This window comes from Marinomonas epiphytica (assembly GCF_054780655.1).
This window is the reverse complement of record NZ_BAAGVX010000003.1, coordinates 1-14420: the sequence shown is the minus strand read 5'-3', so window position 1 is coordinate 14420 and position 14420 is coordinate 1. Positions and strand designations below refer to the sequence as shown.

Genomic DNA, 14420 nt, shown 5'->3' with positions numbered 1-14420 from the left:
TTAGCGTGCAAAGTTTTTTATAAACTGCTTTTCGTCTGTTAAGTAGGCTTGCACACAAGACTGACACACGCAGCGCTTGTCTTGTTGCTCCGGTGGCAATAAAGCTAGCAAGGAGGCAGGAATCTCTTGCTTAAAACACCAACACTGCCCTACTACCGAACATTGATTATCTTGTGAACAAAATGGACACAGCACTGCTATCTTCCTTGTGGGGTTAATATTAAGCAAAAAAAATCCCCGCCGAAGCAGGGATTTTATTAGCTATTCATAAGCGTTTATTACAAACAACTTACCAGCCAGTGATTTCTTTAAGGCCAGCACCGATGTCAGCCAAAGAACGTACAGTTTTAACACCTGCGTCTTCTAGTGCTGCAAATTTCTCATCTGCAGTACCTTTACCGCCAGAGATAATTGCACCAGCGTGACCCATACGCTTACCAGCAGGAGCCGTAACACCCGCAATGTAAGATACAACAGGCTTAGTAACGTTTGCTTTGATGTAAGCAGCCGCTTCTTCTTCCGCTGTACCACCGATTTCACCGATCATAACAATCGCTTCAGTCTGTGGATCGTTTTGGAACATTTCCAATACGTCGATGAAGTTAGTACCTGGGATTGGGTCACCACCAATACCGACACAAGTAGATTGACCGAAACCAGCGTCAGTCGTTTGCTTAACGGCTTCATACGTCAAAGTACCAGAACGAGATACGATACCTACTTTACCAGGTAAGTGGATGTGACCTGGCATGATACCGATCTTACATTCACCTGGTGTGATAACACCTGGGCAGTTAGGACCGATTAGACGTACGTCAAGCGCGTCACATGCAACTTTACAGTCAAGCATGTCTAGCGTTGGAACACCTTCAGTGATACAAACGATAAGTTTGATACCAGCATTCGCAGCTTCTAGGATAGAGTCTTTAACGAAAGGAGCTGGAACGTAGATTACAGATGCTTCAGCGCCAGTTTGCTCTACAGCTTCTTTCACTGTATTGAATACAGGAAGACCTAGGTGAGTTTGACCACCTTTACCAGGTGTTACACCGCCAACCATTTTTGTTCCATAAGCAATCGCTTGCTCAGAGTGGAAAGTACCCTGTCCACCAGTGAAACCCTGACAGATTACTTTAGTATCTTTGTTAATTAAGACAGACATTATTATTTGCCCTCCGCAGCTTTAACAACTTGCTCAGCGGCGTCTTTCAAGCTTGCTGCAGCAATAATATCTAGGTCAGATTTCGCAAGAACTTCACGACCTAGTTCAGCATTTGTACCTTCAAGACGAACAACAACAGGTACGTTAACACCTACTTGCTCAACGGCACCGATGATACCTTCTGCGATCATGTCACAACGAACGATACCACCGAAAATGTTAACCAATACGGCTTTAACATTGTCATCAGATAGGATGATTTTGAATGCTTCAGCAACACGTTCTTTGGTTGCACCACCACCTACGTCTAGGAAGTTAGCAGGCTTACCACCGTGGATATTCACGATATCCATTGTACCCATTGCTAGGCCGGCACCGTTTACCATGCAACCTACGTTACCATCTAGTGCTACGTAGTTAAGTTCCCACTGTGCAGCATGTGCTTCACGCTCATCTTCTTGAGATGGATCGTGGAACTCTTGCATTTTTTTCTGACGGTATACAGCGTTGCTGTCGATGTTGATCTTGCCGTCTAGACAGTGAAGGTTACCTTCATCAGTGATAACCAATGGGTTGATTTCTAGAAGGGCGAAATCGTAGTCGTGGAACATTTGCGACAAACCAAGGAAGATCTTAGTGAACTGCTTGATTTGAGCTGGGTTAAGACCCATTTTAAATGCCATTTCACGAGCTTGGTAAGGCTGTGCACCCACTAGAGGATCGATGATCGCTTTGTGGATTAGTTCAGGTGTTTCTTCTGCAACTTTCTCGATTTCAACACCGCCTTCAGTAGACGCCATGAAAACAACTTTGCGAGTAGAACGGTCAACAACGGCACCTAGGTACAATTCGTTGTCGATGTCTGTGCAAGACTCAACTAGGATCTTAGCAACTGGCTGACCATTTTCGTCTGTTTGGTAAGTAACCAAATTCTTACCTAACCAGTTTGCTGCAAATGCAGAAACTTCTTCATAAGAATCAACAAGTTTCACACCGCCCGCTTTACCGCGACCACCTGCGTGAACCTGAGCTTTAACAACCCACTTGTCACCACCAATTTTTTTCGCTGCTTCCACCGCCTCTTCTGGCGTGTCTACTGCGTACCCTGTAGATACTGGCAGGCCGTATTCAGCAAAAAGCTGTTTAGCCTGATATTCATGTAGGTTCATTTGATTCTTCCGCTCATCTTAATGATTGACATAAGCTCTGCCTGTTAAGACAGAAATTGCCGGCTTTAAGTCGGCAAATCTAAATTTTTATTAACGCTTTTTACGGTTTGCAATATGGATAGCGTGGCCATCTACTGCTAACGCTGCTTCGTGTACTGCTTCACTTACTGTTGGGTGAGCAAATACTGTCAAAGCAATGTCTTCTGCTGTAGAACCAAACTCCATCGCAATAACCGCTTGTGCGATCAGGTCGGCTGCATGACCACCGATGATGTGACAACCTAGAATTCGGTCAGTCTCTTCACAAGCAATGATCTTAACAAAACCATCTGTATCGTTAGCAGCCATAGCACGGCCAGACGCAGCGAATGGGAATTTACCCACTTTGTATTTAACGCCTTCCGCTTTAAGTTCCTGCTCGCTCTTACCAACCCAAGCAAGTTCTGGGTGAGTGTAGATAACAGATGGAATACAGTCGTAGTTCATTTGCGCTTTATGGCCAGCGATGATGTCTGCAACCATAACGCCTTCTTCAGACGCTTTGTGCGCAAGCATTGGACCACGAACGATATCACCGATCGCGTAAACACCTGGTACAGAAGTACGGCATTGCTCATCAACGAATACGAAACCACGCTCGTCAAGCTTAACGCCTGAATCGTCAGAGAAACAGCCTTGAGTGAATGGCTTACGGCCAACCGCAACAATCAGTTTGTCGAAAGTTTGCTTCTGCTCTTCACCTTTGGCATCAAGGTAAGTCACTTCAACTTCTTCGCCGTTGATTTGGCTACCTGTTACACGAGCGCCCAAACGTACATCTAGGTGCTGCTTCTTGAAGATTTTCGCAGCTTCTTTAGCAATGTCTTGGTCACAAACACTTAGGAAAGAGTCTTGTGCCTCAAGTACAACCACTTCAGAACCCAAACGTGACCATACAGAACCCAATTCAAGGCCGATTACACCCGCACCGATAACACCAAGACGCTTAGGCACTTCACGGAAGTCCAATGCACCTTCGTTATCAACAATGATGTCGCCAGTACGTGGAGCCGGTGGAATGTTCACTGGCACAGAACCTGTCGCCAAGATCACGTTTTCTGCTTCTAGAACAGTTACTGTTCCGTCATGAGCAGTAAATTCAACTTTTTTGTTGGCAAGAACTTTACCAAAACCTTCAAAGCTTGTTACACCATTTGCTTTGAACAAACCGGTAATACCGCTGGTTAGTTGATCAACGATCTTGTCTTTGCGATCAACCATGGCATTTACATCCATAGCGACTTCACCCACAGAAATACCGTGTACACCGTAAGCTTCTTTAGCGTCGTGGTATTTGTGTGAAGAGTCCAACAAAGCTTTTGATGGGATACAACCAACATTCAAACAAGTACCGCCTAAACGAGCCTTGTTATCTTTGTCTAACCATTTTTCGATACATGCTGTTTTCAGACCCAGCTGAGCAGCACGAATTGCAGCAACATAGCCACCAGGGCCGCCACCGATTACAACAACATCAAATTTATCAGACATAAGAGGTTCCATTTATTTCAGTCAAACCGAGCAGCGCTTTGTGGGCGCTGCTACAGAATCAATTCATACTATAAAGTGGGTATGAATACTCAATTTTCAAGTGCTTAGATTTCAAGCAATAGACGGTGTGGATCTTCCAACAATTCTTTAATCGTAACCAAGAATTGTACCGCTTCTTTACCATCGATCATACGGTGATCGTAAGACAAGGCTAGGTACATCATAGGCTGAATAACCACTTGACCATTAACCGCCATTGGGCGCTCTTGGATTTTGTGCATACCCAAGATAGCTGTTTGTGGTGGGTTAATAATAGGTGTCGACATTAAAGAGCCGAAAGTACCACCATTAGTAATGGTGAAAGTACCACCTTGCATGTCTTCCATGCCCAGCTTACCGTCACGACCACGTAGAGCGAAGTCCATGATAGTTGATTCAATGTCAGCAAGCCCCATAGCTTCAGTGTTGCGCAATACAGGAACCATCAAACCACGGTCTGTAGAAACGGCTACACCGATGTCTTGGTAACCATGGTAAACCATGTCGTTTCCATCGATGGAAGCGTTCACCGCTGGGAAGCGTTTTAGAGCTTCCGTCGCCGCTTTCACAAAGAAAGACATGAAGCCAAGCTTAGTGCCATTATGGGTCTTCATGAACTGATCTTTGTACTTCTTACGGATCTCCATCACAGGCCCCATGTTAACTTCGTTATAAGTCGTTAACATTGCCGCTGTTTGCTGGGCTTCCACTAGGCGCTTAGCAATGGTGGCACGAAGACGGGTCATTGGTACACGCTTCTCAACACGTCCATCTGCACCCAATGCTGGCATGGCAGCCGCTGCAGGAGCAGCTTTAGGCGCTGGAGTTGCAGTAGTTTTAGCTTTGGCTGCTGCTTCAACGTCTTCTTTCGTGATACGACCACCTTTGCCCGTACCTTTCACCTGAGCGGCAGTTAACCCAGCTTCCGCCAAGGCTTTACGCGCAGCAGGGCCAGCCACACCATCTTCATCAGACTCTGTTGCTTCCGCACTAGGTGCTGCTTGTGCAGGCGCAGCAGTTGCACCAGAAGCGCCCACAAGGAACTTAGCTAATACTTCATCGCTTAGCACTGTTTCGCCTTCTGGCTTTAGTACATCGCCGATCACACCATCTGCAGGCGCGACAACTTCAAGTACTACTTTGTCGGTTTCAATATCGACAATGTGCTCATCACGTGCACAGGCTTCACCTGGCTGTTTATGCCAAGCAGCAACCGTACCATCAGCGACAGACTCAGGGAAAGTTGGCGCTTTAATGTCAACCGTCTCGCTCGCTGTAGACGCTGCGGCAGGTGCGGCAGATTCAGCGGCAGGTGCAGCGGCTTCGCCTGCTGCAAATACAGCCAATACTTCATCACTCAGTACGATGTCGCCTTCGGCTTTTAACACTTCAGACAACACGCCATCGGCTGGAGCAACCACTTCCAAGACAACTTTATCTGTCTCGATGTCAACGATGTGCTCATCACGAGCGCAGGCTTCGCCTGGCTGCTTGTACCAAGTAGCAACGGTACCGTCTGCTACGGATTCTGGAAAAGTAGGTGCTTTAATTTCAATACTCATTTTATACCCTTATCTCTCTGACAGGCTATGGTACTAACCAACAAGTGCGTCGTTGACCAGTGCTTCTTGCTCTTCAACATGGATCGACATATACCCTGCAGCAGGTGCCGCAGAAGAAATACGTCCTGCAAAGCGTATTTTCAACGCTGGATACAGTTCTTCCAATACTCGGTTCATACGATGGCGATTAGAATGCCATGCGCCTTGGTTTTTCGGCTCTTCTTGACACCAAACCAGACTTTCAACATTCGTGTACGGTTTCAACACAGCTTCAAGATCTGCATATGGGAACGGGTACAACTGCTCTAACCGAATAATAGCAACATCGTCTTTATTTAACTCTTCCCGGCGATTGATCAAGTCATAGTAGACCTTACCACTACACAGAACAATTCTCTTAACCTTGTCTGCGGCCACTTTATCAGACGTTTCAGGCAATACCGTTTTAAAGCTGCCTTCTGCCAATTCTTCCAGCGTCGATGTTGCTTGTTTATGACGCAACAAACTCTTAGGCGACATAATAATCAGCGGACGACGCATTGGACGAATCGCCTGACGACGGAGGATATGGAAGATTTGCGATGGTGTCGTTGGAACACACACTTGAATATTGTATTCCGCACACAATTGCATAAAGCGTTCTAAACGTGCTGAAGAATGCTCAGGGCCTTGGCCTTCATAGCCGTGAGGCAACAACATAGTCAGACCACATAGTCGGCCCCATTTATGTTCACCACTGGTAATAAACTGGTCAATTACCACTTGAGCGCCGTTTGCAAAATCACCAAATTGAGCTTCCCAAATCACCAGACCTTTTGGTGATGTAGTCGAATAGCCATATTCAAAGGCTAATACAGCTTCTTCTGACAAATAAGAGTCGTATAAATCTAGCGTTGGCTGTTCTGGAGAAAGGTTTTTCAGTGGGACAAAAGCGCTACCATCTTTTTGGTTATGAATAACGGCATGGCGATGAGAGAAAGTCCCTCGACCTGAATCTTGACCCGTAATTCGAATTGGGTAACCTTGCTCTAGCAATGTCGCGAACGCTAACGTTTCAGCGTACCCCCAGTTCAAAGGCAGAGCCCCTGCTGTCATTTTATCGCGGTCTTGGTAGATTTTCTGAACCTGACGCTGTACTACAACGCCATCAGGGATGTGTGTCAGCTTCTTAGCAACATCCTGAAGGTCCGTTAGCGGATAACTTGTATCACCTGCATCCGTCCATTCAACCCCTAAGTAAGGTTTCCAATCAACAAACGAAGCAGTTTGAGACTCAAGAACAAGGCTCTTGGCAACATGGCGGCCGTTATCTAGGTCTTCACGGTTTTCATTGACCATTTGACTAGACAATTCTGCTGAAACCACTCCTTGCTCAACCAAATACTCAGAGTACAAGGTCCGAGTTGTTTTCAACTTATTGATCACACTGTACATCAACGGTTGAGTACCAGATGGCTCGTCAGTTTCGTTATGACCACGGCGGCGGTAACACACCATATCAATAACAACATCACGACCGAACTCATAACGGTAATCAAGTGCTAGTTGAGTAACAAACAATACCGCTTCAGGATCATCACCATTCACATGGAAGATTGGCGCTTGAATCATCTTAGCAACATCGGTTGCGTATTCAGTAGAGCGAGAATCTTCTTGACGGTTAGTCGTAAAGCCAACTTGGTTGTTAACAACAATATGAACCGTACCACCAGTACGATAAGCGCGTGTTTGAGACATCTGGAATGTCTCCATTACCACACCTTGACCTGCAAAAGCAGCATCACCGTGAATAGAGATAGGCACAACCGTTTTACCTGTTGCATCTTCACGACGGTCTTGACGAGCACGAACAGACCCTTCAACCACTGGAGATACAATTTCCAAGTGAGACGGGTTAAATGCTAAGGCAATGTGAACTTCCCCGCCAGCTGTCATCACATTAGAAGAAAAACCTTGGTGGTATTTTACGTCACCAGAAGTATTGACCAGTTTTTTACCTTCAAACTCGTCAAACAAATCTTTAGGGTTCTTACCTAATGTATTAACCAACACGTTTAAGCGCCCACGGTGAGCCATGCCAATCACAACTTCTTTCGCACCTAGTGCGCCAGAACGTTGAATTAGCTCATTCACCATAGGGATTAAGCTTTCGCCACCTTCAAGACCAAATCGTTTAGCGCCTGGGTAACGGCTGGCCAAATACTTTTCAAGGCCTTCGGCTGCTGTAAGTCTTTCTAATAAGTTTTGACGTGTTTCTTGAGAAAACTCAGGTTTTGAGCGAACAGACTCAACTCGTTGCTGTAGCCAAGCCCTTTCCTGAGTATCTACAATGTGCATAAACTCATAACCAACACTACTACAGTAGGTCTTTTTAAGTTCGTTCACAATTTCACTCAACTTCATGGATTCTTTATTAAAAAACAAAGACCCAGTGCTGAAGCTGGTATCTAGATCAGCGCCAGTCAATTGATGGTAACCAATTTCCAAATCCGCGACTTTCTCACGCTTCTGTAAACCCAAAGGGTCTAGTGAGGCATGCTGATGACCACGTACACGGTACGCGTCGATAAGTTGCAATACACTGATTTGTTTTTGCTCATGATCCGAGCTTACCGCACCGCCTGAAGAAGCCGGCATGGCCTTGAACTTATTTTTACTGATTTGCAAAAATTGTTCTTGAATTACGGAATGAGGAAGGTCTGTTGACTGTGCTTCGCTGATACGAGGCAATTGATCAAAACATTTACGCCATTCTTCCGACACTGAGTTCGGATCGACTAGGTAGCTTTCAAACAAGCCCTCTACGTATTCCAGGTTCCCCCCAGAAAAGTGCGAGGTGCTCCATAGCAACTCCATTAAACTTTCGTGCATTCTCGATCACCCTTATGTTCGAGCCAGCTATCGGTGCCCTAAACTTAAAATCTTAATAAGAATCAAGCTAGGTCCGTAAGGCTGTTAAAGCCTCGATTTCATTTATTTCCAACTTTCTTCGCCCTTTTACGTTCCATACCAAATTGTTGACGTTATTTAGCATATGCAAAACAACCCTAACTCCACGTCTGGCTAAGCCAACAACCTCTCTGAGCACATCCTTGTTCGCAAAGGTCGAATTTTAAAATTCTGTTATTAAATCACATATTGTTATATGCGAAAATGGCGGTTTTGAAATTGATCAAAACCGCCATAAAAGAAGCCATGCCGAATGTTTACAATAGCAGGCCTCTTAATCAGCTATTAGGTTGCACGTTGCAACAACATAGTACGAATATTACCAATAGCTTTTGTAGGATTTAACCCTTTAGGACAAACATTTACACAATTCATGATACCGTGGCAACGGAAAACACTAAATGGATCATCAAGATCACTTAAGCGCTCCTGAGTTGCGCTGTCTCGGCTGTCCGCCAAGAAACGATAAGCTTGCAACAAGCCTGAAGGACCAATGAACTTATCAGGGTTCCACCAAAATGATGGACAAGCTGTTGAACAACACGCACACAAGATACATTCGTACAAACCATCAAGTTTTTCACGTTCTTCTGGGCTTTGTAAACGCTCAATAGCAGGTGCTGGCGTGTCATTAATCAAGAACGGACGAATCTTCTCATACTGCTTGTAGAACTGCCCCATATCAACAACCAAGTCACGCACTACTGGCAGGCCAGGCAAAGGTCGTAACACAAGCTTGCCGTTTTTAGCTGCTTCAGAAACCGGTGTAATACAAGCCAAGCCATTCTTACCTGACATATTCATACCGTCTGAACCACACACACCTTCACGGCATGAACGACGATAAGAAATAGAAGAATCTTGAGCTTTCAACAAGTTCAACACATCCAAAACCATCAAATCTTTACCTGCAGGCAAATCGATTTGATAGTCTTTCATGTAAGGTGCATCGTCTACTTCAGGGTTGTAACGATAAATACTAACTAACATTCTAAGTTACTCCTTAGTAAGAACGAATCTTAGGTGGAAATGCTTCCATAGTTTTAGGGGCGAAGTTCACATCACGCTTAGTCACTTCTTTAGAAGTCGGGTGGAACAAAGAGTGTTTCAACCAATTTTCATCATCACGCTCTGTGTAATCATTACGAGCATGAGCACCACGACTTTCTTTACGGAACTCAGCAGGAATGGCTGTTGCTTCAGCCACTTCCAGTAAGTTCTCTAACTCTAGAGCTTCAATACGGGCAGTATTAAACGCCTGGCTCTTATCATCAAGATAAAGGTTCTCAACGCGAGTACGGATGCTAGCAAGCTCTTTAAGACCTTTTTGCATCGATTCCCCATCGCGGAACACACCAAAGTACAACTGCATTACTTTTTGTAGTTCAGCACGTACTTCTGCAACATTTTCACCGCCAGTTGAAGCATTCAAGCGATTCACTCGCGCCATGGCTTTTTCAATGTCAGTATCATCTGCAGACATTGACTCAAAGCCAGCATCTAACGATTTCTTCACTTGTAAACCAACGGCACGGCCAAATACAACAAGATCAAGTAGCGAGTTACCACCTAGGCGGTTTGCACCATGCACAGACACACAGGCAGCCTCACCACAAGCGTACAATCCGTCAATGATCTCGTCTTCACCATTCTCGTTCACTTTCAACGCCTGACCACCAACATTAGTTGGAATACCACCCATCATATAGTGACAAGTTGGGATAACAGGAATCGGCTCTTTAACTGGGTCAACGTGTGCAAATGTGCGAGACAGCTCAAGAATACCTGGCAAACGCTTGTTCAGCGTTTCTTCGCCCAAGTGATCTAACTTAAGCAATACGTGATCACCTTCAGGACCACAACCACGGCCCTCAAGAATTTCCAAGATCATAGAGCGCGCAACAACATCACGACCAGCAAGGTCTTTCGCGTTTGGCGCATAACGCTCCATGAAACGTTCGCCGTCTTTATTGATCAGGTAACCACCTTCACCACGGCAACCTTCTGTAACCAAAGTACCTGCACCATAAATTCCTGTTGGGTGGAATTGCCACATTTCCATGTCTTGCATTGGGTAACCAGCACGCAATGCCATACCAACACCATCACCAGTATTAATGTGTGCATTAGTAGTAGATTGGTAAATACGTCCCGAACCACCTGTTGCAATAACCGTTGCTTTCGCTTTTAGGTAAACAGTTTCGCCTGTTTCTACACAAATGGCGATAACACCGACAACCGCGTCTTCTTTATTCTTAACTAGATCGGTCGCGTACCACTCATTAAAGAAAGTTGTTCCGCCTTTAAGGTTGGCTTGATACAAGGTATGCAATAGAGCGTGACCTGTACGGTCAGCAGCAGCACAAGTACGAGCAGCCTGACCACCTTTACCAAAGTCTTTAGACTGACCGCCAAAAGGACGCTGGTAGATACGGCCATTTTCTTTACGAGAGAATGGCAAGCCCATGTGCTCTAATTCAAATACCGCTTGCGGGCCTACAGAACACATGTATTCAATAGCATCTTGGTCACCGATATAGTCCGAGCCTTTAACAGTGTCGTACATGTGCCAGCGCCAATCATCATTTGGGTCTTCACTCGCAATCGCACAAGTGATACCGCCTTGAGCAGATACTGTATGTGAACGTGTTGGGAATACCTTTGTAACACAAGCTGTATTCAAACCAGACTCTGTTAATTGCAATGCAGCTCGCATACCTGCACCACCACCACCGATAACAATGGCATCAAATGAAATCGTACGAATGTTTGCCATTATTTATAGCCCCCACAGAACTTGAACACCCCAAACGACATAAACAAACATTGCTAAGCCGCAGAGCGATTGAAAGAAAAAACGAATCCCAGTTGGTTTAATATAGTCAGTTGACACAGACCACAAACCAATCCAAGAATGAACACCAATAGATAACAGCATTAATAAACTAAAAATGCGCACCCAAGTTGTTTCGAACAAAGCACTCCACTGATCATATGTTAAATCAGGATTAAGTACTAAATAGCCAATAATAAAAATCGTATAAAGCGATAAAATCAGAGCAGAAACACGCTGCATCATCCAATCATAAAGCCCAGAACGGCCAAAGCTTGTAATTTGAGTTACCATATCCACACTCCTGCTAACACAACTAACACCGCTGCAATAACTAAATTCGCAACGGCCGCTTTACGCCCACTTTCTAATTCCTCGAAATGCCCTAGATCCATAAACAAGTGTTTAACACCTGCAACAAAATGGTACATCAATGCTGAAACAACCCCCCAGATAATAAACTTAGCTAGAAAATTATTTTGCAACGTTGCCACTACTTGATCAAAACCTTCTTGCGACTCTAGCGACATATCAAACGCGCAGAATAAGAACACCAAACCTACAAATAGGATGATCCCCGTAATACGGTGAAGGATGGATACAATGGCTGTGACAGGCATTGATATGGTTGAAATATCAAGATTGACTGGTCTTTTTTTGTTCACGATTAATTTACACCATTTGATAATGTGAATGGTTAGCCACAATTTAACGGTTTCATTAGCCTGCTAACACAATGAAACCATCAAACCTACTTTGAAAATCTCATCGATTTGCCAACACCGAACTAAAAAGTGACTCTCTTTTTGTAAGTTCATGTCGACAAATCAATAAAATCATCGGGGCGCAATTATAGACCAGCAAAATTTATTAACACAAATAGACAAATCAGTAGGTTTGCCATGATCATCATTCACGAAATGAATGAACCCATAAGCTAAAACAATAATGGTATAAAATTACAAGATTTAATTCTCATAAAATAATAAATAATCCTTTATTTTTAATGACTTACAATATTTGTATGTTTTATTAAGTTAAACAAACATAAATTTTTCGTCAGTTTCTTACAAAAAAACTGTCTCCCTACCTCATTGTCGGCACATCTACAAGATTGACTTTTGTAGGTTAGAAACAGTATTTTTTCCGCACCTTCTAAGCAAGGCACCATTTACAAAGTTGGTATTTTGCTTTGAACCAGTATTCGGAGGAGACCATAAATGGCCGATAAAAAAGCGCTACTTAACGTTGAGGGAATCGATAAGACCATCGAACTTCCCGTTCTATCAGGTACTTTAGGAACAGATGTAATCGATGTCCGTTCTCTAGGATCTAACGGTATTTTCACTTACGACCCAGGCTTCATGTCTACAGGTTCATGTGAATCCGCTATCACTTACATAGATGGCGACAAAGGTGTGCTACTACACAGAGGCTATCCTATATCTCAGTTAGCAGAGCATTCTGATTACCTAGAAACTTGTTACTTGCTATTGTACGGAGAGCTTCCTTCTGCAGAAAAGAAAGTTGAATTCGAAAAAACCGTTCGCAATCATACAATGATCAACCAATCCATGCATAAGTTCATTGAAGGCTTCAGAAATGATGCACACCCAATGGCTATAATGTGTGGCTTAGTCGGTGCTCTGTCTGCTTTCTACCAAGATCATATGGATATTAACAACCCTGAGCATAGAGAAATTGCAGCGTTCCGATTAATTTCTAAAATGCCAACTTTAGCAGCTACCTGCTATAAATATTCAAAAGACCAACCTGTAATGTATCCGCGTAACGACCTATCTTACGCTGAAAACTTCTTATACATGATGTTTGCCACACCATGTGAAGAGTACAAGGTAAACCCTGTTTTCGCGAAAGCCATGGATCGTATCTTCATCCTACATGCTGATCACGAACAAAACGCTTCAACCTCAACCGTGCGTTTAGCAGGTTCTTCTGGTGCCAACCCATTTGCTTGTATTGCAGCTGGTATTGCAACTCTATGGGGGCCTGCTCACGGTGGTGCTAACGAAGCAGTACTAACCATGCTTGAAGAAATTGGTGACGAGTCAAACATCGACGAATTCATTGCAAAAGCCAAAGATAAAAATGATCCTTTCCGCCTTATGGGCTTTGGCCACCGAGTTTATAAAAACTTCGATCCGCGAGCTAAAGTCATGCGCGAGACCTGTGATCAGGTCTTAGCTGAGCTTGGCCAATCTAACGACCCACTACTGAAAATTGCCAAGCGCCTTGAGCAAATTGCCCTTGAAGACCCATACTTCGTTGAGCGTAAACTTTACCCTAACGTTGACTTCTACTCCGGCATCATAATGAAAGCGATAGGCATTCCTACGAGCATGTTTACCGTAATCTTTGCCATGTCTCGTACTATTGGCTGGATTTCTCACTGGAATGAAATGATCAGTGGACCATACAAGATTGGCCGCCCTCGTCAACTTTATGTAGGCCATGAAGAACGCGATTACCCAAGTAAAGACTAATCGCAACACTAAAAGCTAATGCCCCCAATCCCCGCACCCGCGGGGATTTTTTATATCCGCCGTTTATAAGCAAGACACCCATCTTTAGTTATATCAAATATTACATAGACACCCAACGTTAACCCCCGACCGCCATAAGGACTCCAGCATTTTATTGGTTTTTTTTCTTCGCCTCTTCTATACTCAATTTATGTTTTCTCAAGGAAGGGAAACCAAGTCATGCCTATGCCCAGAAGCCAACAAGTTTGTGTTGAAGATACCCCTTATTACCACTGCGTTTCGCGCTGTGTTCGTCGTGCCTTTTTATGCGGTGAAGACTCAACCACAGGTGTAAGTTATGAGCACCGACGCTCATGGGTAGAGAATCGTCTGTTGTTTTTGGCTGGCATTTTTTCCATAGATATCTGTGCTTATGCCGTAATGAGCAATCATTTGCATGTGGTGCTGCGTATTGATTCACAAACCGTCGAAAACTGGTCGACAATGGAGGTTATACAACGTTGGCATAAGCTTCATAAAGGCAATCTTTTCACTCAGCAGTACGTAAAAGGTGAGCCGCTTTCAAACAGCGTTATGGCATTTGTTGAGGCTTCGGCAAACACTTATCGAGCACGCTTGGCTGATATGAGTTGGTTTATGAGGGAGCTAAATGAACCTATTGCCCGCAGAGCT

Annotated in this window: 12 protein-coding genes; 2 read left to right on the top strand and 10 right to left on the bottom strand. The window is 44.3% G+C overall.

Annotated features, from left to right (window positions below; genetic code table 11):
- From ACYVGZ_RS01680 to sdhC, 10 genes are all read right to left on the bottom strand, one after another.
- Positions 1-195 (bottom strand): cysteine-rich CWC family protein, encoded by a 195-nt coding sequence (locus tag ACYVGZ_RS01680; RefSeq protein ID WP_460750281.1) that lies wholly within the window; start codon positions 193-195, stop codon positions 1-3.
- 94 nt (positions 196-289) lie between these two features.
- Positions 290-1162 carry a succinate--CoA ligase subunit alpha gene (sucD, locus tag ACYVGZ_RS01675; protein ID WP_460750278.1) on the bottom strand — a complete coding sequence of 291 codons (873 nt, stop codon included), beginning with the start codon at positions 1160-1162 and terminating at the stop codon, positions 290-292.
- Between the two features lie 2 nt (positions 1163-1164).
- A complete protein-coding gene (gene sucC, locus ACYVGZ_RS01670) occupies positions 1165-2331 on the bottom strand; it encodes an ADP-forming succinate--CoA ligase subunit beta (RefSeq protein ID WP_460750275.1) in 1167 nt (388 codons plus the stop codon).
- A gap of 90 nt (positions 2332-2421) precedes the next feature.
- Positions 2422-3861, bottom strand: a complete 1440-nt coding sequence (lpdA, locus tag ACYVGZ_RS01665) for a dihydrolipoyl dehydrogenase (RefSeq protein WP_460750272.1) — start codon at positions 3859-3861, stop codon at positions 2422-2424.
- A 104-nt stretch (positions 3862-3965) separates the two neighbouring features.
- Positions 3966-5462 carry a 2-oxoglutarate dehydrogenase complex dihydrolipoyllysine-residue succinyltransferase gene (odhB, locus tag ACYVGZ_RS01660; RefSeq protein ID WP_460750269.1) on the bottom strand — a complete coding sequence of 499 codons (1497 nt, stop codon included), beginning with the start codon at positions 5460-5462 and terminating at the stop codon, positions 3966-3968.
- A 33-nt stretch (positions 5463-5495) separates the two neighbouring features.
- Positions 5496-8333 carry a 2-oxoglutarate dehydrogenase E1 component gene (locus ACYVGZ_RS01655; RefSeq protein WP_460750267.1) on the bottom strand — a complete coding sequence of 946 codons (2838 nt, stop codon included), beginning with the start codon at positions 8331-8333 and terminating at the stop codon, positions 5496-5498.
- 363 nt (positions 8334-8696) lie between these two features.
- On the bottom strand, positions 8697-9401 hold the full coding sequence (locus tag ACYVGZ_RS01650; protein ID WP_460750264.1) for a succinate dehydrogenase iron-sulfur subunit: 705 nt from the start codon (positions 9399-9401) through the stop codon (positions 8697-8699).
- 13 nt (positions 9402-9414) lie between these two features.
- Positions 9415-11187, bottom strand: a complete 1773-nt coding sequence (sdhA, locus tag ACYVGZ_RS01645) for a succinate dehydrogenase flavoprotein subunit (protein WP_460750261.1) — start codon at positions 11185-11187, stop codon at positions 9415-9417.
- Between the two features lie 3 nt (positions 11188-11190).
- The gene (gene sdhD / locus ACYVGZ_RS01640) at positions 11191-11538 is read right to left on the bottom strand and encodes a succinate dehydrogenase, hydrophobic membrane anchor protein (protein WP_460750259.1); all 348 of its coding nucleotides are present in this window, start codon (positions 11536-11538) and stop codon (positions 11191-11193) included.
- Positions 11532-11909, bottom strand: a complete 378-nt coding sequence (sdhC, locus tag ACYVGZ_RS01635; RefSeq protein WP_460750256.1) for a succinate dehydrogenase, cytochrome b556 subunit — start codon at positions 11907-11909, stop codon at positions 11532-11534. Before sdhC ends, sdhD begins: the two co-directional genes overlap by 7 nt.
- Positions 11910-12464: 555 nt before the next feature.
- On the opposite strand from sdhC, the gene gltA reads away from it, so the two are divergent.
- Positions 12465-13748, top strand: a complete 1284-nt coding sequence (gltA, locus tag ACYVGZ_RS01630; RefSeq protein ID WP_460750253.1) for a citrate synthase — start codon at positions 12465-12467, stop codon at positions 13746-13748.
- Between the two features lie 219 nt (positions 13749-13967).
- Positions 13968-14420: transposase (locus ACYVGZ_RS01625; RefSeq protein ID WP_460750251.1), on the top strand; the 453-nt coding region annotated here is incomplete at its 3' end.

Bases quoted from the DNA above. Each gene is read 5' to 3' on its own strand.
- sucD (WP_460750278.1), bottom strand. From the start codon at position 1,162: ATGTCTGTCTTAATTAACAAAGATACTAAAGTAATCTGTCAGGGTTTC.
- sucC (WP_460750275.1), bottom strand. From the start codon at position 2,331: ATGAACCTACATGAATATCAGGCTAAACAGCTTTTTGCTGAATACGGC.
- lpdA (WP_460750272.1), bottom strand. From the start codon at position 3,861: ATGTCTGATAAATTTGATGTTGTTGTAATCGGTGGCGGCCCTGGTGGC.
- odhB (WP_460750269.1), bottom strand. From the start codon at position 5,462: ATGAGTATTGAAATTAAAGCACCTACTTTTCCAGAATCCGTAGCAGAC.
- ACYVGZ_RS01655 (WP_460750267.1), bottom strand. From the start codon at position 8,333: ATGCACGAAAGTTTAATGGAGTTGCTATGGAGCACCTCGCACTTTTCT.
- ACYVGZ_RS01650 (WP_460750264.1), bottom strand. From the start codon at position 9,401: ATGTTAGTTAGTATTTATCGTTACAACCCTGAAGTAGACGATGCACCT.
- sdhA (WP_460750261.1), bottom strand. From the start codon at position 11,187: ATGGCAAACATTCGTACGATTTCATTTGATGCCATTGTTATCGGTGGT.
- sdhD (WP_460750259.1), bottom strand. From the start codon at position 11,538: ATGGTAACTCAAATTACAAGCTTTGGCCGTTCTGGGCTTTATGATTGG.
- gltA (WP_460750253.1), top strand. From the start codon at position 12,465: ATGGCCGATAAAAAAGCGCTACTTAACGTTGAGGGAATCGATAAGACC.